The 24,560-nt window shown below is 69.0% G+C and carries 22 protein-coding genes; 6 read left to right on the forward strand and 16 right to left on the reverse strand.

Features of this window, described 5'->3' with window-relative positions:
• Nucleotides 1-140: 140 nt before the first annotated feature.
• Complete coding sequence (locus tag ACFQZV_RS11540; protein WP_378749659.1) at nt 141-2,258, forward strand: S9 family peptidase; 2,118 nt, start codon at nt 141-143, stop codon at nt 2,256-2,258.
• A gap of 594 nt (nt 2,259-2,852) precedes the next feature.
• Here the strand turns inward: ACFQZV_RS11540 and ACFQZV_RS11545 are convergent.
• The 5 genes from ACFQZV_RS11545 to coaBC form a co-directional block, all read right to left on the reverse strand.
• Entirely contained in the window at nt 2,853-3,881 is a 1,029-nt protein-coding gene (locus ACFQZV_RS11545) for a 6-phosphofructokinase (protein ID WP_378749661.1), read from the reverse strand.
• Nucleotides 3,882-3,972: 91 nt separating this feature from the next.
• Nucleotides 3,973-5,040, reverse strand: coding sequence for a hypothetical protein (locus ACFQZV_RS11550; RefSeq protein ID WP_378749663.1), 1,068 nt, complete (start codon nt 5,038-5,040; stop codon nt 3,973-3,975).
• Nucleotides 5,041-5,060: 20 nt separating this feature from the next.
• Nucleotides 5,061-7,220 carry a DEAD/DEAH box helicase gene (locus tag ACFQZV_RS11555; protein ID WP_378749665.1) on the reverse strand — a complete coding sequence of 720 codons (2,160 nt, stop codon included), beginning with the start codon at nt 7,218-7,220 and terminating at the stop codon, nt 5,061-5,063.
• A gap of 201 nt (nt 7,221-7,421) precedes the next feature.
• Nucleotides 7,422-8,057 (reverse strand): hypothetical protein, encoded by a 636-nt coding sequence (locus tag ACFQZV_RS11560; RefSeq protein ID WP_378749667.1) that lies wholly within the window; start codon nt 8,055-8,057, stop codon nt 7,422-7,424.
• Nucleotides 8,058-8,174: 117 nt separating this feature from the next.
• On the reverse strand, nt 8,175-9,410 hold the full coding sequence (coaBC, locus tag ACFQZV_RS11565; protein ID WP_378749669.1) for a bifunctional phosphopantothenoylcysteine decarboxylase/phosphopantothenate--cysteine ligase CoaBC: 1,236 nt from the start codon (nt 9,408-9,410) through the stop codon (nt 8,175-8,177).
• Nucleotides 9,411-9,448: 38 nt separating this feature from the next.
• On the opposite strand from coaBC, the gene ACFQZV_RS11570 reads away from it, so the two are divergent.
• On the forward strand, nt 9,449-10,165 hold the full coding sequence (locus tag ACFQZV_RS11570; RefSeq protein WP_378749671.1) for an NRDE family protein: 717 nt from the start codon (nt 9,449-9,451) through the stop codon (nt 10,163-10,165).
• Nucleotides 10,166-10,175: 10 nt separating this feature from the next.
• Here the strand turns inward: ACFQZV_RS11570 and ACFQZV_RS11575 are convergent, their stop codons facing one another.
• From ACFQZV_RS11575 to ACFQZV_RS11595, 5 genes are read right to left on the reverse strand one after another with little or no spacing between them, the layout of a single operon-like run.
• On the reverse strand, nt 10,176-11,039 hold the full coding sequence (locus ACFQZV_RS11575; RefSeq protein ID WP_378749673.1) for an aldehyde dehydrogenase family protein: 864 nt from the start codon (nt 11,037-11,039) through the stop codon (nt 10,176-10,178).
• Between the two features lie 8 nt (nt 11,040-11,047).
• Nucleotides 11,048-12,541: an aldehyde dehydrogenase family protein gene (locus ACFQZV_RS11580; RefSeq protein ID WP_378749675.1), complete on the reverse strand. Its 1,494-nt coding sequence runs from the start codon at nt 12,539-12,541 to the stop codon at nt 11,048-11,050.
• A gap of 57 nt (nt 12,542-12,598) precedes the next feature.
• Nucleotides 12,599-13,618 carry a deoxyribose-phosphate aldolase gene (deoC, locus tag ACFQZV_RS11585; protein WP_378749677.1) on the reverse strand — a complete coding sequence of 340 codons (1,020 nt, stop codon included), beginning with the start codon at nt 13,616-13,618 and terminating at the stop codon, nt 12,599-12,601.
• A gap of 58 nt (nt 13,619-13,676) precedes the next feature.
• Complete coding sequence (locus ACFQZV_RS11590; RefSeq protein WP_378749679.1) at nt 13,677-15,713, reverse strand: transketolase family protein; 2,037 nt, start codon at nt 15,711-15,713, stop codon at nt 13,677-13,679.
• Between the two features lie 60 nt (nt 15,714-15,773).
• The gene (locus tag ACFQZV_RS11595; RefSeq protein ID WP_378749681.1) at nt 15,774-16,955 is read right to left on the reverse strand and encodes an ROK family protein; all 1,182 of its coding nucleotides are present in this window, start codon (nt 16,953-16,955) and stop codon (nt 15,774-15,776) included.
• 243 nt (nt 16,956-17,198) lie between these two features.
• On the opposite strand from ACFQZV_RS11595, the gene ACFQZV_RS11600 reads away from it, so the two are divergent.
• From ACFQZV_RS11600 to ACFQZV_RS11610, 3 genes are read left to right on the forward strand one after another with little or no spacing between them, the layout of a single operon-like run.
• Nucleotides 17,199-17,654, forward strand: a complete 456-nt coding sequence (locus ACFQZV_RS11600; RefSeq protein WP_378749683.1) for a PTS sugar transporter subunit IIA — start codon at nt 17,199-17,201, stop codon at nt 17,652-17,654.
• A 23-nt stretch (nt 17,655-17,677) separates the two neighbouring features.
• On the forward strand, nt 17,678-17,950 hold the full coding sequence (locus ACFQZV_RS11605) for a PTS sugar transporter subunit IIB (RefSeq protein WP_378749685.1): 273 nt from the start codon (nt 17,678-17,680) through the stop codon (nt 17,948-17,950).
• 22 nt (nt 17,951-17,972) lie between these two features.
• Nucleotides 17,973-19,451, forward strand: coding sequence for a PTS ascorbate transporter subunit IIC (locus tag ACFQZV_RS11610; RefSeq protein ID WP_378749687.1), 1,479 nt, complete (start codon nt 17,973-17,975; stop codon nt 19,449-19,451).
• 120 nt (nt 19,452-19,571) lie between these two features.
• Here ACFQZV_RS11610 and ACFQZV_RS11615 read toward each other — a convergent pair whose 3' ends face one another.
• From ACFQZV_RS11615 to ACFQZV_RS11640, 6 genes are all read right to left on the reverse strand, one after another.
• The gene (locus ACFQZV_RS11615; protein WP_378749734.1) at nt 19,572-20,531 is read right to left on the reverse strand and encodes a bifunctional riboflavin kinase/FAD synthetase; all 960 of its coding nucleotides are present in this window, start codon (nt 20,529-20,531) and stop codon (nt 19,572-19,574) included.
• Nucleotides 20,528-20,953 carry a hypothetical protein gene (locus ACFQZV_RS11620; protein WP_378749689.1) on the reverse strand — a complete coding sequence of 142 codons (426 nt, stop codon included), beginning with the start codon at nt 20,951-20,953 and terminating at the stop codon, nt 20,528-20,530. The genes ACFQZV_RS11615 and ACFQZV_RS11620 overlap by 4 nt, the downstream gene beginning before the upstream one ends.
• A 38-nt stretch (nt 20,954-20,991) precedes the next feature.
• The gene (locus tag ACFQZV_RS11625; RefSeq protein WP_378749691.1) at nt 20,992-21,360 is read right to left on the reverse strand and encodes a hypothetical protein; all 369 of its coding nucleotides are present in this window, start codon (nt 21,358-21,360) and stop codon (nt 20,992-20,994) included.
• Nucleotides 21,357-22,256, reverse strand: coding sequence for a tRNA pseudouridine(55) synthase TruB (truB, locus tag ACFQZV_RS11630; RefSeq protein WP_378749693.1), 900 nt, complete (start codon nt 22,254-22,256; stop codon nt 21,357-21,359). The genes ACFQZV_RS11625 and truB overlap by 4 nt, the downstream gene beginning before the upstream one ends.
• On the reverse strand, nt 22,253-22,501 hold the full coding sequence (locus tag ACFQZV_RS11635) for a hypothetical protein (RefSeq protein WP_378749695.1): 249 nt from the start codon (nt 22,499-22,501) through the stop codon (nt 22,253-22,255). Before ACFQZV_RS11635 ends, truB begins: the two co-directional genes overlap by 4 nt.
• Nucleotides 22,502-22,622: 121 nt before the next feature.
• Nucleotides 22,623-23,456 carry an endonuclease domain-containing protein gene (locus ACFQZV_RS11640; RefSeq protein ID WP_378749697.1) on the reverse strand — a complete coding sequence of 278 codons (834 nt, stop codon included), beginning with the start codon at nt 23,454-23,456 and terminating at the stop codon, nt 22,623-22,625.
• Between the two features lie 208 nt (nt 23,457-23,664).
• On the opposite strand from ACFQZV_RS11640, the gene ACFQZV_RS11645 reads away from it, so the two are divergent.
• Nucleotides 23,665-24,531 carry an A/G-specific adenine glycosylase gene (locus ACFQZV_RS11645; protein ID WP_378749699.1) on the forward strand — a complete coding sequence of 289 codons (867 nt, stop codon included), beginning with the start codon at nt 23,665-23,667 and terminating at the stop codon, nt 24,529-24,531.
• The last annotated feature ends 29 nt before the right edge of the window (nt 24,532-24,560 follow it).

Below are 24,560 nucleotides of genomic sequence, written 5' to 3' on the forward strand. Positions count from 1 at the left end.
CGGTCACAAGAAGGTGCCGACGAGATCGGCGTGACGAACGAAGAGTTCACCCAGAATTCAGGAACCGGCAACCGGCCGATAAGAATCCTCGCACCCGCGCCGGTGCCGGTCAACCGGCAACGGGCACTACCGTGGATCGGGTGACCGCGATCGATCCCGCATCCGTCCCTGCCCCTCCCGTCGCCGCCGCGAAACCACAGCGCCGCACGCACCACGGCGATACCGTCGAAGACCGATATGAGTGGATGCGGGCCAAGGACGACACCGCCGTCATCGAGCACCTCGAAGCCGAGAACTCCTACACTCAGGCCCGCACCGCGCACCTTGAAGGACTCCGCGAGCGGATCTTCGACGAGATCAAGGGACGCACGCTCGAGACCGACCTCTCGGTGCCCACGCGCCGCGGTCGGTGGTGGTACTACGGACGTACCGTCGAAGGTCAGCAGTACGGCATCCAGTGCCGCGCCCCCATCTCCTCCCCCGATGACTGGACCCCACCCGTCCTCTCGCCTGACGCCCCTGTGCCCGGTGAGCAAGTGCTGCTCGACGGAAACGTCGAGGCAGAAGGACACGACTTCTTCTCACTCGGCAGCTTCGACGTCTCGAACGACGGCACGCGGATGCTGTACGCGGTCGATCTCGCCGGTGACGAGCGGTACACGATCCGGGTGCGGGACCTCTCCGGCAAGACGCGCTTCGACGATGAGATTCCCGAGACCGCCGCCGGTGCGGAATTCACCCCCGACGGCGCGGCGATCCTCTACTCGACCGTCGACGACGCGTGGCGGCCCGACACGTTGTGGCTGCACACGATCGGCGAGGATCCGGCATCCGACCATCGCCTGTTCCACGAACCCGACGAACGGTTCTGGCTCGGTGGTGGATTCACACGCTCCGAGAAGTACCTCGTCATCGGGCTCGGCTCGAGCATCACCTCCGAGGTCCATCTGCTCGACGCCGACGATCTCCAGGGCACTCCCCGCGTCGTCTGGCCGCGTCGCGAGGGCGTCGAGTATGACGTCGACCATGCGGTCGTCGACGGCGAGGACGTCCTCTACATCCTGCACAACGACGGTGCGCGCGACTTCGAACTGGTCTCGGTCGCCGCATCCGAGCCGCAAGGCCGCCGCACCGTGGTGATCCCCCACCGGGCGGGCACGCGCCTCCTCGGGCTGTCGACCTTCCGCGACTGGGCCGTCGTGGGGTACCGACGAGAGGGCCTCGCCCGACTCGGCCTGCTCGACTACACCACCGGCGACGTCGACGAGATCGCCTTCGACGAACCGCTCTACACCGTCGGCACGGCAGGCAACCCCGAGTGGGCTCCTCCGGTTCTGCGCCTCTCGTACGGGTCGTTCGTCACCCCCGGCACCGTCTACGACCTGGACGTCGCGACGCGCGAACTCCACCTGCGCAAACGGCAGCCCGTGCTCGGCGGGTACGACCCGGACGACTACGCCCAGGCTCGGGTGTGGGCGACGGCGCAGGACGGCACCCGCATCCCGGTCTCGCTCGTCTGGAAGCGTTCGTTCGGCGAGGCGGGAGAATCCGCGCGGGCGATGCACCTGTACGGGTACGGCTCGTACGAACACTCGATCGACCCGGGTTTCTCGGTCGCGCGGCTGTCGGAACTGGATCGTGGGGTGGTCTTCGCGGTCGCCCACGTGCGCGGGGGCGGCGAGATGGGTCGCCAGTGGTACGACGACGGCAAGCTGCTCGCCAAGCGCAATTCGTTCACGGACTTCGTCGACGTGGCCCGTCACCTCATCGACGAGGGGTACACCGAGCCCGCCCGGCTCGTCGCCGAGGGCGGGTCGGCCGGAGGCCTGCTGATGGGCGCCGTGACGAACCTCGCACCGGAGCTGTTCGCAGGCGTCCTCGCCGACGTCCCGTTCGTCGATGCCCTGACCACGATCCTCGATCCGTCGCTGCCGCTCACGGTCATCGAGTGGGATGAGTGGGGTGACCCGCTGCACAACCCGGATGTCTACGAGTACATGAAGGGTTACTCGCCGTACGAGAACGTCCGCGACGGCGTCGCGTATCCCCGCATCCTGGCGGTGACCTCGCTCAACGACACCCGCGTGCTCTACGTCGAACCGGCCAAGTGGGTCGCACGACTGCGAGAGGTCGGCGCCGATGCGCTGTTGAAGTGCGAGATGGTCGCCGGCCATGGCGGTGTATCGGGGCGTTACAACGCCTGGCGGGAACGCGCGTTCGAGCTCGCCTGGCTGCTCGACGTGCTCGACGCGGCCTGATCGTCCCCGTCCCGCGTCCGGCGGGCTGCACGCGCGTGCGCGGTGTCCTGACGCGCTGCGCGCCCGCGGTAGGATGACGCGCTGCGCGCCCGACCACACCCCCTCGCCCACCCTCACCCGCCTCGATGTTCAGTGGTCGCGAATGGACGCGTGCGTGGTCCGCGACCGTACATGTGCGACCACCGAACCGGGATGGTGCGACCACCGAACCGGGACGCCGCGGGGGGACGCAGGATGCCGCGGGGTGCGTGCGTCCCCACGGGGTCCCCGGAGCCTCCCCACCCTTCAGTGGTCGCGAATGTACGCGGGCGCGGTCTGGGACCGTACATTTCGGACCACTGAACCGGACTGACGCGGGTGAACCGGGATGCCGCGGGGTGCGTGCGTGCCCGAGGGCCCCCGAAGCGCCCCCACCCTTCGGTGGTCGCGAACGTACGCGTGCGCGACCTGGGACCGTACAAGTGCGACCACCGAACCGGGATTGCGCCACCACCGAACCGGGATGCCGCGGCAACCCGGGGGGCATGCCGCTCGAGGGGCACCCGGGAAGCAGCCGGACGCGTCGCGGGGGCGGGATGCCGCCGGCAGACTCGATCAGCCGAAGAGCGCTGCGGCTTCGTCGTAGCGGTGCTGCGGCACGGTGTTGAGCTCACCGAGCGCCTCGGCGAAGGGCACGCGCACGATGTCGGTGCCGCGCAGCGCCACCATCTGCCCCCAGGCTTCGTCGACGACGGCATCGGCCGCGTGCAGCCCGAGGCGGGTGGCGAGCACCCGGTCGAAACCCGAGGGCGAGCCGCCGCGCTGGATGTGCCCGAGCACGGTCGCGCGGGTCTCGATGCCGGTCATCCGCTCGATCTCGGGCGCCAGGATCTCGCTGATACCGCCGAGGCGCGGGCGGTTGAACGCATCCATACCCTTGTCACTGAACGCTTCGTCCATGCCGGTGAGCTTGAAGCCTTCCGACACCACGATCAGCGGCGCACGACCGCGGTCGTGGGCGCTGGTCACCTGTGCGGCGATCTCGTCGATCGACAACGGCACTTCGGGGATGCAGATGACGTGTGCGCCGGCGGCGATGCCGGCGTGGAGGGCGATCCAGCCGACGTGTCGGCCCATGACCTCGGCGACCATGCAACGTTGGTGCGAGTCGCCCGTCGTGCGCAGGCGGTCCATGGCGTCGGTGGCGATGTTGACGGCGGTGTCGAACCCGAACGAGTAATCGGTGGCACGCAGGTCGTTGTCGATCGTCTTCGGCACACCGAGCACGTTGATACCGTCCTTCGCCAGCCGGTCGGCGGCGGCGAGAGTGCCCTCTCCGCCGATGGCGATGATGCCGTCGATACGGTGGCCGTACAAGGTCTTGGCGATGTTCTCCGCACCCCCCCGCGGGCCTTCGTAGGGGTTGGTGCGCGACGTGCCGAGAATCGTTCCGCCGACCTTCGAGAGTCCCTTCACCTCGTGGCGCGTGAGCGGGAAGAAGTCCGCATCGACGACTCCACGCCAGCCGTCACGGATGCCGACGAACTCGAGGTCGTAGGTCGTGGTGCCCTTGAGGACGACGCCGCGGATGACGGCGTTGAGTCCGGGGCAGTCGCCGCCGCTGGTCAGGATGCCGATCTTCATGCTGGGATTCCTCGCTGTCGGGTTCGGAAGCAGGCGACGGTGCCGATCCGACACTATCGCCGTACCCGGGCCCCCTGCCACACGGCGGGGGTCACAGTCTGTGCCAGTCGTTGGCATCGACGTCGTGCCAGCGTTCCGATTCTCCGGCCACGGCGGCCGGCGCGAACCAATAGGTGGAATCCGGTGCCCACCCGGCGAGGACACTGGCGCGGTCGTCCCCGACGTCGATCAGTCTCGTCGCCGCGGTCAGGTATCCGGCGACGGTGAGGTGCACGCCGTCGAACTCCTGAGCGACGGCGGCCCAATCCGGCTGCACCCATTCGCCGTCGCGCCCGGTCACGCGGTACCACTCGTGCCGCCGCGATGCGGTGACGGGCAGCGGATGCCGTCGGCACAGATCGATCCACGCGTCAACGCCGTCGATCTCGTACACGCGGTCCGACGGGGCGGTGATCGGGGTGATCGTCGCGGTCTCCCACCCGAGCGAGTCTTCGACGTGCCAGAGTTCGGACGCTCCCCCGCCGGCGAGCGAACGGGTCGTGTGCACGAGATGGTACGAGGGTGTCGACCACCACGTGCCACCCAACAGCGCGGTGGGATCGCGCGGGCGCTCGCGCTCGGCACGCGTCTCCTCCTCGAGCGCCTCACGGCGCCACTCGGTCAGCAGCGCCCGCGGGTCACCGGGATCGAACGCGGCATCCTCCCACTGCACGACCCACTGATCGTCGAGGGCGACCGGCGACCCCCACCATGACACCCAGGGCGTCGCGGCGACGGCATCGGCGACACGGCTGAGGACGGGACGCATCTCGGGCGTCGCCGCGAGTACGTCGCCGCCGTCGGGCTCCTGCCAGTACCGCGCGAGCGATACGGAGTCGGCGAGTGCGCGCCGCACCGCGATCTCGTCGAGTACGGGCATCGAGACCTCGGCGAGGACGCGCGCGGCGTCTGCGGGACCGACATCGGGGACGACGTACCCGTCGACGTCACCGAACAGCGTGCCGGGTGCGGGATCGAGTCGGCGTATCGCCCACCAGACCGAGGATGCGGCATCCCTCGCGTCGTCGGTGTCGCACGCATCGAGCGCCGACATCGCGACCTGCAGGCACAGCCGCCGCCCACGAGGGCCGTCGAGCAGCACAGCGGGGTCGAGGGGCATACCTCGACCCTAGCCGCGCGTCACTCGCCGCCGAGCGCCTGCTCGAGCAGATGCATGAGGGCCGACAGCTGGACCGAGTCGCTCGACTGCGGGTCGACGGCCTCGCCGTCGAGTGCACGGGCGGCAAGGCCCTGCTTCGAGTCGATCAGCTCGGCGATCTTCGTGTCGATCGTGTGGGCCGCGATGATGCGCCACGCCGTGACCGGCTCGTCCTGGCCGATACGGTGCACGCGGTCGATCGCCTGCGTCTGTTCGGCGGCGGTCCACGACAGCTCGGCGAGGACGACGTTCGACGACGCCTGCATGTTGACGCCGACACCGGCGGCCGTGAGCGAACACACTGCGACTCCGACCTCGGGGTCGTTGTTGAACGCGTCGATCGCCTGCTGACGGGCGGTCGTCGTCTGGTCACCGCGCAGCGACACGGTCTTGAGACCGGATGCCGCGAAATGCGCCTCTGCCGCATCCATCACGTCGATGTGCTTCGCGAAGAAGACCACCTTGCCCACCGACCGCTGCAGCTGCAGGGCGTAGTCCGCGGCGAGCACGGCCTTGGCCTGACCGATCCGGCGAACCATCGTGAAGACGTTCTCGGAACCGGTACCGGCGGCCTTGGACTCCTCGAGTTCGTTGTGCGCGACGAGCCGTACGATGTCGTGGTCGATCTCGCCGGGCGCGAGACCCCGATCACCTCGCGCCTCGATGATCCGCCGGTACTTCGCCGCGAGTCGTTCACCCAGCTCGCGCTCGGCGTCACGGATCGAGCGCCCGAAGTCGTCGTCGAGCTCGACGGGCAGGTCGGCGATGAGCTTGTCGGGCAGGTCTGCGGCGACATCCTTCTTGCGCCGTCGCACGATTCCCATCGAGATGACCGCGTCGCGGGCTTCCGGATAGAACGCCTTGTCGGCGGGAGTGAGGCCCGTGTCATCGAGCTTCTCCATGAGGATCGGCCCGGGCTTTTCTCCGTTGGTCCATCCGAGGAAGCGCCAGATGGCGTCGAAGTCCTCGACATCGTTGATGAGCGGGGTACCCGTGAGCGCCATGAGCAACGGGTCGCGTACCTGCTCGCGAATCCGGGCAGCGAGAGCGAGCACGTTGCGGGAACGCTGCGAGGTGAGGTTCTTGATGAAGTGCGCTTCATCGACGACGATGCCCTTGAGGCCGAGCGAACCGAGCCACGACAGGTGGCGGTCCAGGATCTCGTAGTTGACGATGAACACGTCGGCGAACGCGTCGATGTCTTCGCCGTCTCCCGAGATGACCGTCGCGCGGCGCTGCGGCGTCCACCGTTCGACCTCACGCGCCCAGTTCATCTTCACGACGTTCGGAACGACGACCAGCAGAGGATAGGCGTCGGCGACGGATGCCGCGAGCACCGACTCGGCGGTCTTGCCGAGGCCCGGTTCGTCGGCGAGGAGGAACGTGCGGTGACCCGCGCGCACCGCCTCGAGGAACCGCGACTGGTGCACCATCACCTCGCGCCCCTTGGGTGACACCCGGTCGAACTCGGGAACGGGCGGAAGCTCCATTGTGGCCGCTCCGCCACCGGCGCCCGATTCGAACGCCTTGTAGAGCGGGCCCATGAGCTCCCAGCCGTCCAGGCGGCGACGCGGGGTCGACACCGGCTGGCGCAGCGTGAGGTCGGGCGCGAGGAACGGGTTGGCCTCGCGACGGGCCTCGACCTGCGGCGGCACGACCTGACGCTCGGCGAGGGCATCGGGCACGACGGGTGCGACGACGGGCTTGGCGTCGGTGATGATGAGCTCGTCGGGGGCGAGTTCTGCACCAGACTCGAGTAGCCAGTCGCGCCGCATGCGCTGCGCGACCGGCGACGTGGCCTGGTCGACTTCGAGCAGCTGGATGAGCGAAGTGTCGCGGGCGGCGGTCTTCGCGAGGATCGTCGCGACGCCGTCGAGGCGCTTGAGCAATTCGGCGCGCGTGCCCTCGGCCAGCGCGGTGTCGGCTTTGACCCGCGCGCGTTCTTCGCGCACGAGGAACGCGATGACCTGGAACTTCACCCGATTGGTGGGCCCGAGCTTGTTGCGCTGTGACTTGGCTTCGACCTCGCGGACCTTGCGCGCGAGAATCGGGATGATCGGCGCCTCGTCGTCGCGACGGGGCGTGGATGACTTGCGGCGGCGCTGGGACGGCCGGTTCGCAGTGGATGCCGTGGTCGGCATGCTCCTCCTGAGAGTCTGTGCCGGACGGACCCGGCGGCTGCCGGCGAACCGGCGAAGGGGTGCTGTGCGCCCGCGGGGCGGCGAAGCGCCGTCAGGACCGCGGGATGGGGCGTGGCCGTCGACGGCCACGGGCACTCGCTTCTGCGAGCTGCGACGTCGAAGACGGGGTCCCCGGCCGCCAGTGTAGCGCGTCCAGGCGGATCAGTCCCAGAGCGACGCGACGATCGCCTGCGTGTATCCGTCGGGATTGACGTCGATCCATCGCGTCGACACCCACACGTCGTCGCGCAGGTAGTGGGTCTCACCGAGGGTCACGATGTCGTCGTCGAGCGTGAGCATCTCGCGTTCGATGCGGTGAAGCGCCCCGCCGTCCAGGTCTTCTGTGGAGAAGCCTTCGTTCACGAGCGCGTCGGCGATGGTCTGGGACTGCGCGGGGGTGACGACGGTGACGTTGGTCGCCATACCGCGCTCGGACGGCGGGCCCCACGAGCAGCGGATCGTCTGTTCGGCGCCGGTGAGTATCTCGATGGCGGCGACCACTTCGGTGGAGGCCATGGTGGTGCCGGGATCGTTGAGCGGAGGCACATCCGCTTCGAGTGTGGCGAGCATCTCCGGGGTGTAGACGGCGGTGCAGTCGGCGGGAAACGCGAAGGAGTCCTCGGGCGCGGGGGTCGGCGTCATCGTCGGCGTCGCCGTAGCGGTGGCCACGGCATCCGTCGTCGTCGGCGTCGCGCCCGGCTCGGGCTCGGGCAGGCAGCCGGTCGCGACGGCGGTGACGGCAGCCAGCGCGAGCACGAAGGAACCGCGGACTGCGGTGCGGCCTGTGGCGACGGACATGTGACCTCCCGATCGGATCATCCCGACACTACCGGCCCGGTCCCCCGGCATCCGCCATCGCGCGCGCGCGTCCTGCTCTCTCGACGGCGCCTGCGGACGTCATCGCGTGCGCGTGGCTCACGGCATCGGCGCGTGCCGGTGAGCAGGTCGCGCGGCGGTGACGCAGTCCCAGACGGCCTCGGCGACCTCGTGCTTCGTCCCCTCAACGAGGCCGACCCTCTCACCAGCCGCCGTCAGCACGACCACCGAGTTGTCAGCGCGTTCGAATCCGCGGTCCCATCCGACCTCATTCACGACGAGCAGATCGGCGCCCTTTCGCGCCGCCTTGCGTGCACCGCGCTCTTCGAGCGACTCACCCTCGGCAGGGGTTTCGGCGGCGAACCCGACGATCGTTTGCCCGTCGCGCCGCGCGGCGACCAGGCCGGCGAGGATGTCGTCGTTCTCGACGAGTTCGAGGCTGAGCCGCCCACCGGATCGCTCTTTCGTGATCTTGCGCTCGGAAACCTCTGCGACACGGTAGTCGGCGACAGCCGCCGCCATGATGACGACATCGGATGCGGCCGCCTCGCGCCGCATGGTCTCGCCCAGCTCTGCGGCGGTTCCCACCCGCGTGATCGCGACCCGGGGGTGGGAGGATGCCGCGGCGGTGACCGCGTCGTCGACGTGGGCGGCGACGAGCATCACGTCGGCACCCCGATCTGCGGCGACCAGAGCGAGGGCGACGCCCTGGCGCCCGCTGGATCGGTTGCCGAGGTAGCGGACCGGATCGATCGGTTCGCGGGTGCCGCCCGCGCTCACCACCACGCGCAGCCCCTCGAGGTCGGTACGCGTCGAAACGATGGCGAGGGCGGCCTCGACGATCTCTTCGGGTTCGAACATCCTGCCCGGTCCGTGATCGCCACCGGTGAGTTCCCCATCCGCGGGTCCGACGACGTGTACTCCACGTTCGCGCAGAGTCGCGATCGAGGCCTGCGTCGCGGCGTGTCGCCACATCTCGGTGTGCATCGCCGGGGCGACGACGACCGGAGCGGTCGTCGCAAGCAGTGTCGTTCCGAGGAGGTCGTCGGCCAGTCCCGCCGCCATCTTCGCGAGGGTGTTCGCCGTCGCCGGAGCGACGATGACCAGGTCGGCGGCCTGCCCCAGCGCGACATGACGGACGCTGGCGACGTCGTCGTGCACAGACGTGGTCACGGGGTGGCGGCTGATGGCCTCCCAGGTGGGCAACCCGACGAATCTCAGGGCATCCTGGGTGGGGACGACGTGGACGTCGTGGCCGCGTGTGACGAGAAGCCGCACAAGGTGCACCGACTTGTAGGCGGCGATGCCGCCTGTGACCCCCACGACGATGTCCACGAACCGATCTTCGCACGCACACCCCGGAGGCTGAACCCATGTGCACCGTCGTCCTACGCGTGCCGCCCCGCCCTGGTGATCCGATCCGTGTGCTGGCGATACGCGACGAGGATCCCCGACGCCCCTGGAACCCGCTCGGACGCTGGTGGCCGGAGCCGCACGACGGCGTCGTGGGCGTGCGCGACGCCCGTGCCGGTGGTGCGTGGCTCGCTGCCGACCCGGACTCGGGCCGCTTCGCCGTCCTGCTCAATCGCGCCGATGTGACGCACCGACCCGAGGCCGACCTGGTCTCGCGCGGCGGCCTCGTCCTGGATGCGGTGACCGGGCGTTCCCCTGAGGCGCAGCCGCCGACCCACGGCTTCAACCTTGTGGAGGTGACACCGGGTTCGGCGCGGGTCCACCTGTGGGATGGGGCGGTCCTGCGCAGAGTCGCGCTGCACCCGGGCACCCACATGATCGCCCACGACGACGTCGATGACGCCTCCACACCGCGGATCGCCCGATGGCTCGACACCTTTTCGGCGACGGCGCTCCCCGCCGGCGCGCGGTGGTGGGAGCCCTGGATCGAGGTCCTCGAGCGCTCCGCGCACGTGGACCCCGAGGACGATGACGCGATCATCCGCGACAACCGTGCCCACGGCTACGAGACGCTGTCGCTGCTCGCCTGCGTCGCGTCGATCTCGGACGCCGGCATCGACGTGCACTACGGCGAATTGGCCGAGCCCGGCCGGTGGGGTGGGCTCGACCTTCGCTGAGCTGCGTTCGTCAGACGAGACTCTTCGGGTGCCACACCGTCTTGGTCTCGGTGAACGCGGCAATGCGCTCGAGGCTCGGGGCCGCCGCATCCGCGCCGCTCTCGGGCGGGAGCACACGCGTCAGGGTCTCGGCTGCCGCGATCTGGTAGTCGACCCAATCGAACTCGCCGGCACCGACGAGGTCGAGCGCGTGGACATCGGGGTGGGATGCGAGCCAGGGTGCGATCTCTGCGGGCGACCCGGTGAGAACGTTCACCACACCGCCGGGCACGTCGGACGTCGCCAGCACCTCGGCGAGGCTGATCGCCGAGAGCGGGAATCGCTGGGAGGCGACGACGACGACGGTGTTGCCCGTCACGAGCGCAGGGGCGACGGCCGACACCAGTCCGAGCAGGGCGGAGTCCTGCGGCGCGATGACGCCGACGACACCCGTGGGTTCGGGGACGCTGATGTTGAAGTACGGCCCCGCCACGGGATTGCCGTTACCGGCGACCTGACCGAACTTGTCACACCACCCGGCGTACCAGACCCACCGGTCGATAGCCTCGTCGACCTCGGCGGTCGCCGCAGCGGTCGATGCTCCCGTCTGCGACGAGATCTCGTCGACGAACTGTGCGCGGCGCCCCTCGAGGATCTCGGCAACCCGGTAGAGCACCTGCCCCCGGTTGTAGGCGGTCGCGCCGGCCCACCCGGAGCCCGCGGCGATAGCCGCCTTCACCGCGTCGCGGGCATCCTTTCGCGAGGCCAGCGAGGCGTTGGCGAGAAAATCGCCCTTGGGCGTCGCCACCGCGTAGGTGCGCCCCGACTCGGATCGGGGGAACTTGCCGCCGATGGCCAGCTTGTACGTCTTCGGCACGGTCAATCGCTTCGTCATCTCTCGCCCTACGCCTTCTTCTTCGCCGTCTTCGCGGTGGAGCGCGGCGCCGCGGCCGCCGTAGCCGTCCCTGCGGCGAGGTAGGCGAGCAAGCCGTGCTTGCCGCCCTCGCGGCCGTAGCCGGACTCCTTGTACCCGCCGAAGGGGCTCGCCGGGTCGAACCGGTTGAACGTGTTGGCCCACACCACACCGGCGCGGAGCTTGTCCGCCACGGCGAGGATGCGCGAGCCCTTTTCGCTCCAGATTCCGGCTGACAGCCCGTACGGAGTGTTGTTCGCCTTCGCGATGGCCTCGTCGGGTGTGCGGAAGGTGAGCACCGAGAGCACCGGGCCGAAGATCTCGTCGCGGGCGATGCGGTGCGACGACTGCACGTTCGTGAAGATCGTCGGAGCGAACCAGAATCCCTTGTCGGGGATCGCGCAGTCCGCCGTCCAGCGCTCGGCCCCTTCTTCTTCGCCGATGCGACTCAGCTCGCGCACACGGGAGAGCTGCTCGAGCGAGTTGATCGCACCGATGTCGGTGTTCTTGTCCAGCGGGTCGCCGAGCCGCAGTGTCGACAGGCGGGTCTTCAACCGATCGACGACCTCGTCGTGGATCGACTCCTGCACGACGAGGCGACTGCCCGCGCAGCACACCTGCCCCTGGTTGAAGAAGATGCCGGTGACGATCCCGTCGACGGCCTGCTCGATGGGCGCGTCATCGAAGATGATGTTCGCTGCCTTGCCGCCGAGCTCGAGCGTGACCTTCTTGTCGGTGCCCGCCACCGAGCGGGCGATCTCACGGCCGACGGGGGTCGACCCCGTGAACGCGACCTTGTTCACGTCGGGGTGACGCACGAGCGCCGCACCGGTCGCCCCGGCACCCGTGACGATGTTGACTACTCCCGGCGGCAGGTCTGCCTGCTGCAGGATCTCGGCGAAGATGAGCGCCGACAGCGGTGTGGTCTCGGCCGGTTTGATGACGACCGTATTGCCTGCCGCGAGGGCCGGCGCGATCTTCCACGCGAGCATCAGCAGCGGGAAATTCCACGGAATCACCTGCGCGGCCACTCCGAGCGCACGGGGGTTCGGCCCCAGGCCGGCGTGGTCGAGCTTGTCGGCCCACCCGGCGTAGTAGAAGAACCAGGCGGCGACCAGCGGCACGTCGACGTCGCGACTTTCTTTGATCGGCTTGCCGTTGTCGAGACTTTCGGCCACCGCGAGCTCGCGCGCCCGCTCCTGCACGAGACGCGCGATGCGGAAGAGGTACTTGCCACGATCACGACCACTCATCGTCGACCACGTCTTGTCGAAGGCTCGGCGCGCTGCGGCGACGGCCGCGTCGATGTCACCTTCGTCCGCCGACGCGATCGTCGCGATGTGTGACTCGTCTGCGGGCGAGATCGTCTGAAAGGTCTCGCCGGATCCGCTGCGGAACTCGCCGTCGATGAAGAGTCCGTACTCGTCGCGGAGGTTGAGGATCGCACGCGACTCGGGAGCGGGTGCGTATTCGAGGAAGGTCATGTTTCTCCTAGGCTTCGACGCGCGAGGGTAGTCGCACGTCGTTCACCGTTCGCTCGGTCAATCGATCGTCACGTAGTCCGCACCGGAGTAGTGTCCGGTGCGCATCTTCTGTCGCTGCAACAACACGTCGTTGAGCAGGCTCGAGGCGCCGTAGCGGAAGAGGTGCGGCTGCAGCCACTCTTCTCCGACCGTCTCGGCGACGGTCACGAGGTACTTGATCGCGTCCTTCGACGAGCGGATGCCGCCGGCCGGCTTGACGCCGATCTTCTCCCCCGTGGCGCGGTACCAGTCGCGAACGACCTCGAGCATGAGGAGCGTCGTGGGAAGCGTCGCGGCGGGCTGCACCTTTCCGGTGGAGGTCTTGATGAAGTCACCGCCGGCGAGGATCGCCAGCCACGACGCGCGCTTGATGTTGTCGTAGGTCTTCAGCTCACCGGTCTCGAGGATCACCTTGAGCGAGGCCGACGTGCCGTCATCGCGGCGACAGGCCCGCTTCACCTGGGCGATCTGATCGAAGACGAGTCCGTAACGACCGGCGAGGAACGCTCCTCGATCGATCACCATGTCGATCTCGTCGGCGCCGGCGGCCACCGCATCTGCCGTGTCCGCGAGCTTGACGGCGAGAGAGGCGCGGCCGGAGGGGAACGCGGTCGCCACGGCGGCGACACTCACTCCGCCCTCGTCGGGGTCGCCGTGCGCGGCACCCAGCGCCTCGACGGCGTACGGAACCATGTCGCCGTAGACGCAGACGGCCGCCACCCGCGGACAGGACGGATCCGTCGCATCCGGATTCAACGCCTTCGCCACGAGGGAGCGGACCTTGCCGGGTGTGTCGGCGCCCTCGAGAGTCGTGAGGTCGATCAGTTCGACGATCTTGTCGAGCGCCCACGCCTTCGACGTCGTCTTGATCGACCGCGTGCCGAGGTCAGCGGCGCGTTGCTCGAGCCCGACGGCGTCGACGCCGGGGAGCCCGTGAAGGTACCGACGCAGGGTCGTGTCGTCGGGTTCTCCCCCGAGCAACTCCACCGCGCGGTCGGCGAGCGTCTGCACGACGCCCGGTGAGGACACACTGTTCATTGTTCCGCTGCCTCCCGCATCGTCACGATTGGTTCGCACCCATTGTGCACTCTCCCGGTCATCCGCGGACCTGCGCGACCGATGCGCGCACGGCGTCCGTGATCGCCTCGACGGTGATGCCGAGTCGTTTCAACAATTCGTCGCCCGCGCCGCTCTGGCCGTAACCGCTGATCGAGACGGCCCGGCCGTCGGTGCCGACCCAGCGGTACCAGCCCTGATCGGTCCCCGCTTCGACGCTCACACGGCTGCGGACCGCGGCAGGGAGGACCTGCTCGCGATACTCGGTGTTCTCCATCTCGAACCATTCGAGACAGGGCGCCGACACGACGCGCACGTTCAGATCGCTGAGCTGCGTGGCCGCCTCGATCGCCGGGGCGACCTCGGATCCGGTGGCGATGATGATCGCATCGGGTGTGCCCTCTCCGCGCTGCCATACGGTGTACGCACCGCGTGCGGCGCCCGTTTCGTACGTGGAGTCCTCCGCCACGACCGGGACGGACTGGCGGCTCAACACGAGTGCGTGTGGACCGCCCGGGTGCTCGACGATGCGACGCCAGGCGTCGACGGTCTCGACCCAATCGGCCGGCCGCACCAGCGACAGTCCGACGATCGCGCGATAGCTCCACAGGTGCTCGAGCGGCTGGTGGGTGGGCCCGTCTTCGCCGACCGCGACGGAGTCGTGGCTCCAGACGAACGTGGACGGCAGGTTCATGAGGGCCGCAAGGCGCACCGACGGGCGCATGTAGTCCGAGAACACGAAGAACGTGGCGCCGAAGGGAAGGCTGAGCCCGCCGAGCGCGATGCCGTTGACGATCGCGCCCATCGCGTGCTCTCGGATGCCGAAATGCAGCAGCTGGCCTCCGACCACACCGGGCCACGTGTCATCGTCATATGTCGCCGGGACGTAGCTCTCGACCGAGCGGATGCCGGTGCCGTTCGAGTCGGCGAGGTCAGCCGATCCACCCCACAACTGCGGAAGCGCCGGCATGATCTGCTCGAGCACTGCCCCACTGGCCACCCGGGTCGCGGCAGCCCGCGGGTTCGCGCGCAGCTCGGCGAGCGCCGGCAACGCCGCCGTGGCGTCGCGAGCGGCGAGGCGCTCGAACGTCTCGGCTTCGGCGGGGTTGTCGCTGCGCCACGTGGCAACGGCGGCGTCCCATTCACGGTGCAACGCCGCGCCGCGCTCGGTCACCGCTCGGGCATGGGCGAGGAGGTCGTCGGGCATCGAGAAGGACAGCTCCGGGTCGAGTCCCAGGACCTCCTTCGTGGCGCGCACTTCGTCGGCACCCGGGGCACCCGAGTGGGCTCCCGCCGTGCCGCCGACCGTCGGCATGGGGTGCCCGATGCGGGAGCGCAGACGCACGAAGACGGGACCGGCATCCGACATCTCCTGCGCACGCTCGTAGCCGGCGCGCACCTGGACGGGGTCCTCGGCATCCTCGATCGTGAGGACCTGCCAGCCGTATGCGGCGTACCGCGCGGCGACGTCCTCGGTGAACGCGACGCCGGTCGCGCCTTCGATGCTGATGGCGTTGTCGTCCCAGACGAGGATGAGGCCGCGCGGTTGCAGTGTGCCGGCGAGCGAGGAGGCTTCGTGGCTGATCCCCTCTTCGACGTCGCCGTCCGATGCGAAGCACCACACGCGCGGAGAGTAGAGATCGGTCTTCAGCACGTGACGCAGGCGCTCGGCTTCGAGCGCCATGCCGACGGCGTTGCCGATGCCCTGACCGAGAGGGCCGGTCGTCGTCTCGACACCGGAGGTGTGCCCGAACTCGGGGTGCCCGGGCGTGCGCGAATCCAGGGTGCGCGCGGCACGGAGATCGTCCATCTCGAGCCCGTAGCCCGAAAGCCACAGCTGGAGGTACAGGCCGAGGCTTGCATGTCCGGCCGAGAGGACGAATCGATCGCGACCGCGCCAGTTCGGATCGGCGGGATCGTGGCGGAGGAAGTCCTGGAAGAGCATGTACAACGCCGGCGTGAGCCCGACCGCCGTTCCCGCGTGTCCCGCGCCCTTCGCCTGAACGACATCGAGGGGGATCACCCTCGCGTGACGCACGACTTCCGCATCCGCCGTACTCGACCAGCCTTGCACCATGTTGAACCGCCTTTCGCGATAACCGTAGCCGCGCGGTGATCGTTTTGTCTACTTCTAGACTTAAGTGAGGAGGGCGGCGAGCGCCTCGCCCTCGAACGCGGCGTCGGCGGCGAGTCGCCCGGCCCCCCGGATACCGGCATCCCGGCCGAGTACGCCGAGCTCGATGCGCAATCCCTTCGTCGCCAGCGGATGCGAGTGGGTCGCGACCTGATGGCGAATCACGTTCAGCAGATCGTCGTTCGCGACGGCGAGATTCCCCCCGACGACGATGACGCTCGGGTTGAGCACACCGATCGCCTCCGAGAGCACCTCACCGAGTCGCTGACCGGCCCGATGCAACAACGCCACAGCCGTCGGCTGGCCGTCCCGCACGAGGTCGACGATGTCCTGGGACGTCCGGACGTGCGAAAAGCCCGCGGCACGGAGCTCGTGAGCGATGGCCCACCCCCCGGCTGTCGCCTCGGCACATCCGTCCTGACCGCAACGGCACGGCGCGCCCCCGGTGCGCGGAAGGTGCCCCAGATCGCCCGCCGCGCCCTGCCCACCACGCACCACCTGCCCGTTGGCGATGATGCCGCCGCCGATGCCCATGCCGACCTTCAGCAGCAGGACGTCCGGCGGCGGGTCGGCGAGCGCGTGATACTCGCCCACCGCCATGATGTTGGCGTCCTTGTCGACGGCGACGGGAACCCGCGGATAGCGCCGACGGAAAATCCCGCGCACGTCCGCACCGTCCCACCCGCGCATCGTCGGCGGGCGCACCACGCGGCCCGTCGCCTGCTCGATGGGGCCGGGAAGCCCTATCGCGATTCCCAGCACGTCGGTCGCGGCGAACCCGTGCGATGAGACGAGCAGGTCGAACTCGCGCCCGACCAGACCGAGAACCGACCGCGGGCCATCGTTCACGTCGATCACGTGATCGCTGACCGCCAACGTCTCCCCGTGGAGGTCGTAGACCGCCACGCGGGTGTGGCTGCCACCGATGTCGGCTCCGAGCAGCACGCCGCGTCGCGCGTTGAGCACGAGCCGCGACGCGGGACGTCCGCCGGTCCCGCGGAGGAATTCGTCGAACTTCACCAGGTCCGCAGAGAGCAGGAGGTCCAGGCGACTGGCCACAGTCGCGCGCGCGAAACCGGACAACTGCCCCAGCTGGGCTCGGCTCTGCGCCCGACCGGAGCGGATGAGACCGAGGAGCTCAGCGGTGATCTCGTCGATCGCGTACTCATCGTCGGTTCGCGCCACACTCACTCCTTCGCTGGATGCCGCAACCTCGCGCGCCGTGGGGCCGTCGCGATCGACGGGGGAAAGCCGCCGCACCACGCCGTTGCGCCAAGACTCACCCGCAACCTTCCCACACGAGTAGTCTGGAGAACACCTGAATTCTGTCTATCGGTATACAAAAGTGGATCGTCTGCGCTAGCCTGCCAAACGATCACCCGGTGCACAGCCGCATGGGGCCGCTCGCCGGCCCGGAGAGGAACAAGGATGAGCCTGTCCGAATGGCTACCCGAAGAAGCCATCCGCACCCACGCGACCGCCGCCGATTGGCGCGCGGCCATCGAGCTCTCCGGCGAAGCGCTGGTCGCCGCCGGGGTCACCTCACCCGATTACACGAACGAGATGATCGCGACCGTCGAGAAACTCGGCCCGTACATCGTCATCGCGCCCGGCCTCGCTCTCGCGCACTCCCGCCCCTCCCCTGCTGTCAACCGTGCAGGTCTGAGCTGGATCACCCTGGACACACCGGTCGAGTTCGGAGCGGGCGAGAACGACCCCGTCGACCTCGTCATCGGGCTGGCCGCCCTCGATCATGACGGCCATCTGGCTCTCATGTCCGAACTGGCACGCGTTCTCTCCGACGAGGAGGGCCTGGCGCGCCTGCGCGCAGCCGACTCGGCATCCGACGTCCGCCGCATCCTCGACGACGTCTCCGAATCCTGACAACCCCTAAGAAAGGTCCCGAAATGAAGATCGTCACCGTCTGCGGCATGGGCATCGGTACGTCCGTGCTGCTGAAGATGAACACCGAGAAAGTGCTGCGTCAGATGGGCATCGATGCCGACGTCGAGGCCGCCGACATCGGCGTCGCCGCCGGCATGGCCCGCACCGCGCAGATCGTGCTGACCTCGGCCGACCTCGCCGAGGAGATCGGCGACGTCCCCGCCAAGATCATCGTCATCAACAACTTCACGAGCACCGACGAGATCAGCCAGAAGCTCACCGAAGCCATCGGCTGATCCCCCCGACCAGGAGACACACATGGATTGGTTCGTCGCTGTCCTCGACTTCATCGGACAGCAGATTCTCAACGTTCCCGCGTACCTGATCGGGATCATCACCGCGATCGGCCTCATCGCGTTGCGGCGCAACGTCGGTCAGGTCATCGGCGGTGGCCTCAAGGCTGCGCTCGGGTTCATGATCCTCGGCGCCGGCGCCGGCGTCGTCGTCGCGGCACTGACCCCGCTGGGTGACCTCGTCCTCGCCGTCACCGGCGCGCGCGGCGTCATCCCGACCAACGAGGTCATCACCGCCATCGCCGCCGAGGAGTACGGCGCGGTCGGCGCGTACGTGCTCACCCTCGGCTTCCTGGTGATGCTGGTCCTCGCGCGCTTCACACCGCTGCGGTACATCTTCCTCACCGGGCACCACATGGTGTTCATGTCGATCCTGCTCACCGTCGTGCTCTCGGTCGGTCTCGGCCCCACCGCCGGCTGGCTCGTCGTGCCCCTGGGTGCGATCCTGCTCGGCGTCATCATGGTCGTGATGCCGGCGTTCTCGCAGCCGTGGACGCGCAAGATCACCGGAGACGACTCGATCGCCATCGGCCACTTCGGCACCCTCGGTTATATCGCAGCCGGTGCCAGCGGTCAGGCCGTCGGCGGCCGCAGCCGCTCCACCGAAGAGATCAAGTTCCCCCAGGGCCTGCGGTTCCTGCGTGACTCGATGGTCGCCACGGCGCTGTCGATGGTGCTCATCTACTGGGTGTTCGCGATCTGGGGTCTGATCGCCCTGCCGCACGAGGAGCTGTTCGCGATCTTCGGTTCGGCCGATGCGGGCGACTTCATCATGGACGCGTTCGCACTTGCGCTGCAGTTCGGCGTCGGTGTGGCAATCATCCTGTACGGCGTCCGCACGGTGCTCGGCGAGCTCGTGCCCGCCTTCCAGGGCATCGCCGAGAAGATCGTCCCGGGCGCCAAGCCCGCCCTGGACATCCCGATGGTGTTCCCGTTCGCCGCGAACGCCGTGCTGATCGGGTTCATCTGCTCGTTCATCGGTGGCCTGGTGACGCTCGGTATCATCGCGATCTGGCTCGCTCCGGCGTTCGGTCTCGCGCTGATCCTCCCGGGCATGGTGCCGCACTTCTTCACCGGTGGTGGTGCCGGCGTCTACGGCAACGCCACGGGTGGACGCCGCGGTGCCGCCGTGGGTGGTTTCGTCAACGGTGTGCTGATCACGATCCTCCCCGCCCTGCTGCTGCTCGTGTTCGGCGAGCTCGGGTTCGAGAACTCGACCTTCGGCGACGCGGACTTCGGATGGTTCGGAACGCTTATCGGAACCGGCTTCATGGGCGGCCCCGTCGTCGGCGCGATCGTCGCACTCGGCATCGCCGTGGTGCTCGTCATCGCCGCGTCGATCTTCCAGCGCAAGGTCGTCGACACCGGCTGGATCCCCGGCGCCAAGCGCGACGCGCGCCTGGCCGAAGAGGATGCCGCCAAGGCGAACGCCGACAGCAAGTAATCCCTCTCGCAGCTCCGTCTCGGATGCGGCTCCGGCCGCCCGAGCCGGAGCTGCGGCGTTTCCGGTCGGCGCAGAGTGCGCGGGAGGCCACCGGGCAACGGACCGCGTCATGCGGGGCGCTCAGGTCAGCGCGCGACGCACCTCCCGAACGTCATCCGCCATCTGCGCCGTGAGCGCATCCACGCCGTCGAAGGCCACCATCCCGCGCACACGCTGAGCGAACTGCACTTCGACGTGGTGTCCGTAGAGATCCAGGTCGGTCTCATCGAGCACGTAGGCCTCGACCTGTCGCGCGGGCACGTCGTCGAATGTCGGGTTCGTCCCGACGCTGATCGCGGCGGCATAGCGGATGCCCGGGCGCAGCCCGTCCTGCGAGCCCTGATCGACCAGCCAGCCCGCGTAGACCCCGTCGGCGGGGATGAAACCCTCGAGGTCCGCTGACAGGTTCGCGGTGGGGTATCCGAGTTCCCGCCCCCGTTTGAGCCCGTGGACGACTTCGCCCCAGACGGCAGGTGGCCGTCCGAGGAGCCGAGTGGCGTTGGCCACGTCACCCTCGGCGAGAAGCGACCGGATCCAGGTCGACGACACACGCCGCTCCGCTTCGACGGCGCGGACGTCGTCGATGACCCACACGTCGAAACCGAACTCGGCACCCAGTTCGCGCAGGGTGTCGGGGGTGCCCGCTCCCGCGCGTCCGAACCGGAAATCGTCTCCGATCATGACGACCCGCACGCCCAGCGCATCGACCAGCACGTGCTCGACGAACGCGCGCGGTTCGAGGTCGGCGAGCGCGCGGTCGAAGGTCAACATCAATGTCGCATCGACACCGGAGTCCGCGAGAAGGCGGAGTTTCTGGGTGGGGCCGGCCAGCGTCGGCGGACAGATGTCGGGCCGCAGCAGCGCGAGCGGATTGCGATCGAAGGTCACCGCCACGACGCGAGCACCGCGGCCGGCAGCCTCCACGCGCGCGCGGTCGATCACCGCGCGGTGGCCGGTGTGCACGCCGTCGAACTTTCCGATGACGACGACCGACGGCCCGAAGTCCGCCGGCACCTGGGACGGATCACGAAAGTCCATCACGACGACATCACCGCCGTCTCGCGCGTGCGATGCGTCGCCAGCCACCACAGGCCGAGGAAGGGAAGGACGAGCGGGATGAACAGATATCCCCCGCCGAACCACGACCAGACGGTGGCGTGGGCGAACAGGTCGGGCAGCACGAACGTCAACGCACCGACGACGAGGACCCCCACCAGTTCGAACCCGATCGCCACCCACGCGATGCGGTACCACACCTGCGAGTTGGAGAACACCAGGGCCAGCGTCGCGAGGATGTAGACGACGGCCGCCAGCGCGGACAGCGTGTAGGCGAGTGGAGCTTCGTCGAACTCTCGGACGATCTGGACGAACGAGCGACCGGTCGCGGCGAGCGCCATGATCGCGTAGACGATCACGAGCACACGGCCGATGCCGGTCATGCGGGGGCGAGCTGGCGACGACATGACTCGTCAATCCTAAAGCGGATGCGGCATCCGCCGGATCACGCGATCTGCACGGCCCAGATCACCTGCATCCGCCACACCATGATCGCCACGGCCAGCGCAGCGATCCCCAAGATGACGGTGCTCCAGCGGCTGCGTTCCAGGAGCGCCCAGAACACCGCGGCCGGCGGGAGCAGTGCGGCCGATACGAGGTAGACCCAGAACTCCAGCAGGCTCCCGGTCGGCGGATTCCCGGCGAACGGCGCGACGATCGCGAACACGATCTGGCCCACGAGCAGCGCTTCGACCAGGGCCAGTCCGCCGACGGTCCAGTCGCTCGGGCGGCGTCCGGCCAGGCCGAGGACGACCGCGAACAGCCCGGCCAGCGTTGCCACGCCGACCTGAAAGAGCGAGAACCACAGGGTCATCGAGGAGCCTCCTCGGGCATGTTCATGGAGCTCTTCACGTCGGCGCCACGCCGTTCGACGATGCCGACGAGGGCACCGTCCGGAGCGATCGCCGCCGACGGAACTCCGTCGAGCCTGCCCGCCGCACCGGGGAGCCTCTTGCCATGACGGAGATCCCGCGCTTCGTCGGCTGTGACCTCGAGTCGCGGCAGAATCGCTGTCGCGGCGTCGGCGGGATCCCGCATCCGGTCGGCCGCGAGCTCGTCGACGGATGGCGCGCCGTCGACCGCGAACGGTCCGATGCGCGTGCGCCGCAGCGCGGTGAGGTGACCGCCGACACCGAGTGCGGCGCCGAGGTCGCGCGCAAGCGCGCGGATGTAGGTGCCGCTGGAGCAATCGACCACGACGTCGAGGTCCACGGTGCTCTCGTCCCGACCGATGTCGAGAACCTCGAAGCGCGAGACCGTCACCTGTCGGGCTGCGAGCACGACGTCCTCCCCTGCCCGCGCGCGGTCGTAGGCCCGCCTGCCGTCGACCTTGATGGCCGAGACGGTACTCGGTATCTGCGAGATCTCGCCGGTGAGCGGTTCGACAGCGGCACGGATCGCGGCATCGGTGAGGTGTGCGGCATCCGTCGTCGTCGTGATGTCACCGTCGGCATCGTCGGAGTCGGTCGTCACGCCGAGACGGATCGTCGCTTCGTAGGTCTTGTCGAGACCGACGATGAAGGTCAGCAGGCGTGTTGCCCCTTCGACCCCGAGCACGAGCAACCCGGTCGCCATCGGGTCGAGGGTGCCGGCGTGACCGACCTTGCGTGTTCCGAGCGCACGGCGCGCTCGAGCGACGACATCGTGACTGGTGATGCCCTGTGGTTTGTCGACGAGCAGGATTCCGGACGCCGCGCGCGCGCCGGTCATGCGCGGCCCTCCACGAGGACGTCGTGCACGGGGTGGGTCGCGGCGACCGTCGCGTGGGTGCGCCGAGCCGCGGCGCGCAAAGACCACTCCGGGCCTCGGAGTCGGCGCACGTTCGCCGCGACATCCAAGGCTTTGCCACCGCGGTGGAAGCCGTCCGGATCGCGGCGCCCCCGCGGACGGTCGAAGCCCTCCGCGTCGCGGCGTCCCCGCGTACGGTGCTCCCGGTGAGTCGTGGGCAGACGCATTCCTCCAGCGTACGGGCCGCCGGAGCCCCGCAAGACCCGCGCAATCGAGGAGATCTGCACTACAGCGGGTGTTTCACGCGGTGTTCGTCCTCGATTGCGCAGAACTCCTCGGAAGCGTGGCTCAACGCACCCGGTGCAGGCCCTGGGCCACGGCGGCCATGATGAGCTCCTGAACCTCGTGCCAGCGATCGACGACCTGGCCATAGCCGACACGGATCACGTGGTAGCCCATCAGGGTGAGAGCAGCGTCGTGCGCGATGTCACGCTCTCGTTGCGCGCCGACATGTGACCCGCCGTCGACCTGAAGCACCAGTCGGTCGCCGATGAGGAAATCGACGCGGTGCCCGGCGATCCAGATCTGCCGGCGGATGGGAAGCCCCAGCCAACGCAGCCGAGGGGGCACGAAGGTCTCGAGGCCCGAGTCCGACCAGGGCGAGGCCTCCTCGAGGAGGCCTCGGGCGACCCCCGTCAGCTTCAGCCTCGCCAGGGCCTCCGCGTTCACCAGCCCGCGCCGCAGCGCAGACTCCCACACCGCGAGCGCCGGCTCGCGCGGACGGCACGCAGCGACGAGGGCCAGCGCATTCTCGATCGGATCTTCCAGGGCATCGGGATGCCGCGGCACGAGCGGCTTCGCCCAGTGAACGTGTGCCCGTGATCCGACCACCGCGCCCGAGTGCGCCGGTGCGGCAACGTGCGGCTCCGGCTCGTCCAGCACGAACAGCCCGAGGCGGCGGGCGCGCGTGATGCAGCTCAGCACAACGCCGTGTCGCGCGGCGCTCACGAGCTCGGGGTCGGCCTGAGGCAACGCCACCCATCCTCGACGCACGCGCTGGAGGGCAGCGGCATCCAGCGCCTGCGCGAGACGGTGTCGACTCAGACCGCGCGAGAGAAGCGTCGCGGTGCGCGCGACGCCACCGATCGCCGACACCGTGCCGACAGGGTCTGCTCGAGGCATTGCTCGATTCTCGAAGCACATCGTGGCCGCGTCGGGGCGATCGCACGATCTGCGCAGGCGACAGCCCACATCCCGCCTGGGGAGGAGTCGTCGGCCGCAGCGCAATCGAGGAGATCCGCACGGCAGCGGGTGCACGGCATGCGGATCGTCCTCACTTGCGCAGATCCCCTCGAGACCAACACATCGAACGCCGCATAGGCTGAACCGCGTGCCCGACATCGCGACTGCGCTCATCGAGTGGTACCGCGAGAACGCTCGGGATCTCCCCTGGCGGCGCGACGGGTTCGGCGCGTGGGGCACGCTCGTGAGCGAGTTCATGCTCCAGCAGACACCCGTGACCCGGGTCATCCCACACCTCGAGGCGTGGCTCGAGCGCTGGCCCACCCCGGCGGATCTCGCGGCGGATGCGCCTGCCGAGGCCGTGCAGCAGTGGGCGAACCTGGGCTACCCGCGGCGTGCCCTGTGGTTGCATCGGGCGGCGGTCGAGATCCGCGACCGCCACGACGGCGTCGTCCCCCGCGACGTCGACGACCTCCTCGCACTCACGGGCATCGGCGACTATACGGCCCGCGCGGTCGCGGTGTTCGCCTACGGCGACCGGCATCCCGTCGTCGACACCAATACGCGCCGGGTCATAGCCCGCGCCGTCGAGGGCCGCAGCCAGCCGGGTCCCCCGGCGAAGGCGGACCTCGCACGCATGGACGCGCTTCTCCCGCGCGACATTGCGGCGTCCGCGCTCGTCAATGCGGCTGCGATGGAACTCGGTGCGACGGTATGCACCGCACGCACCCCCCGGTGCGAGACATGCCCGATCGCGTCCGCGTGCGCGTGGCGCACGGCGGGATACCCCGACACCGGCGACGAGCGGCGCCGCCAGGCACCCTATGAGGGAAGCGACCGGCAGGCGCGCGGCGCGGTCTTGAAGACATTGCGGGATGCCGCGACCCACGAGGTGGCGCAAGCGGAGGTGATCCCGACCTGGCCGGACGCCCGTCAACGCGACCGTGCGATCGACTCCCTCGTCGTCGACGGCCTCATCGAAGCCGTCGGCGGGATGTTGCGACTGCCGAGGTAGCCGCCCGCGGCAGGCGACCATCGATCACC

The sequence above is a fragment of the Microbacterium koreense genome (assembly GCF_042677105.1).
Classification (GTDB): Bacteria; Actinomycetota; Actinomycetes; order Actinomycetales; family Microbacteriaceae; genus Microbacterium; species Microbacterium koreense.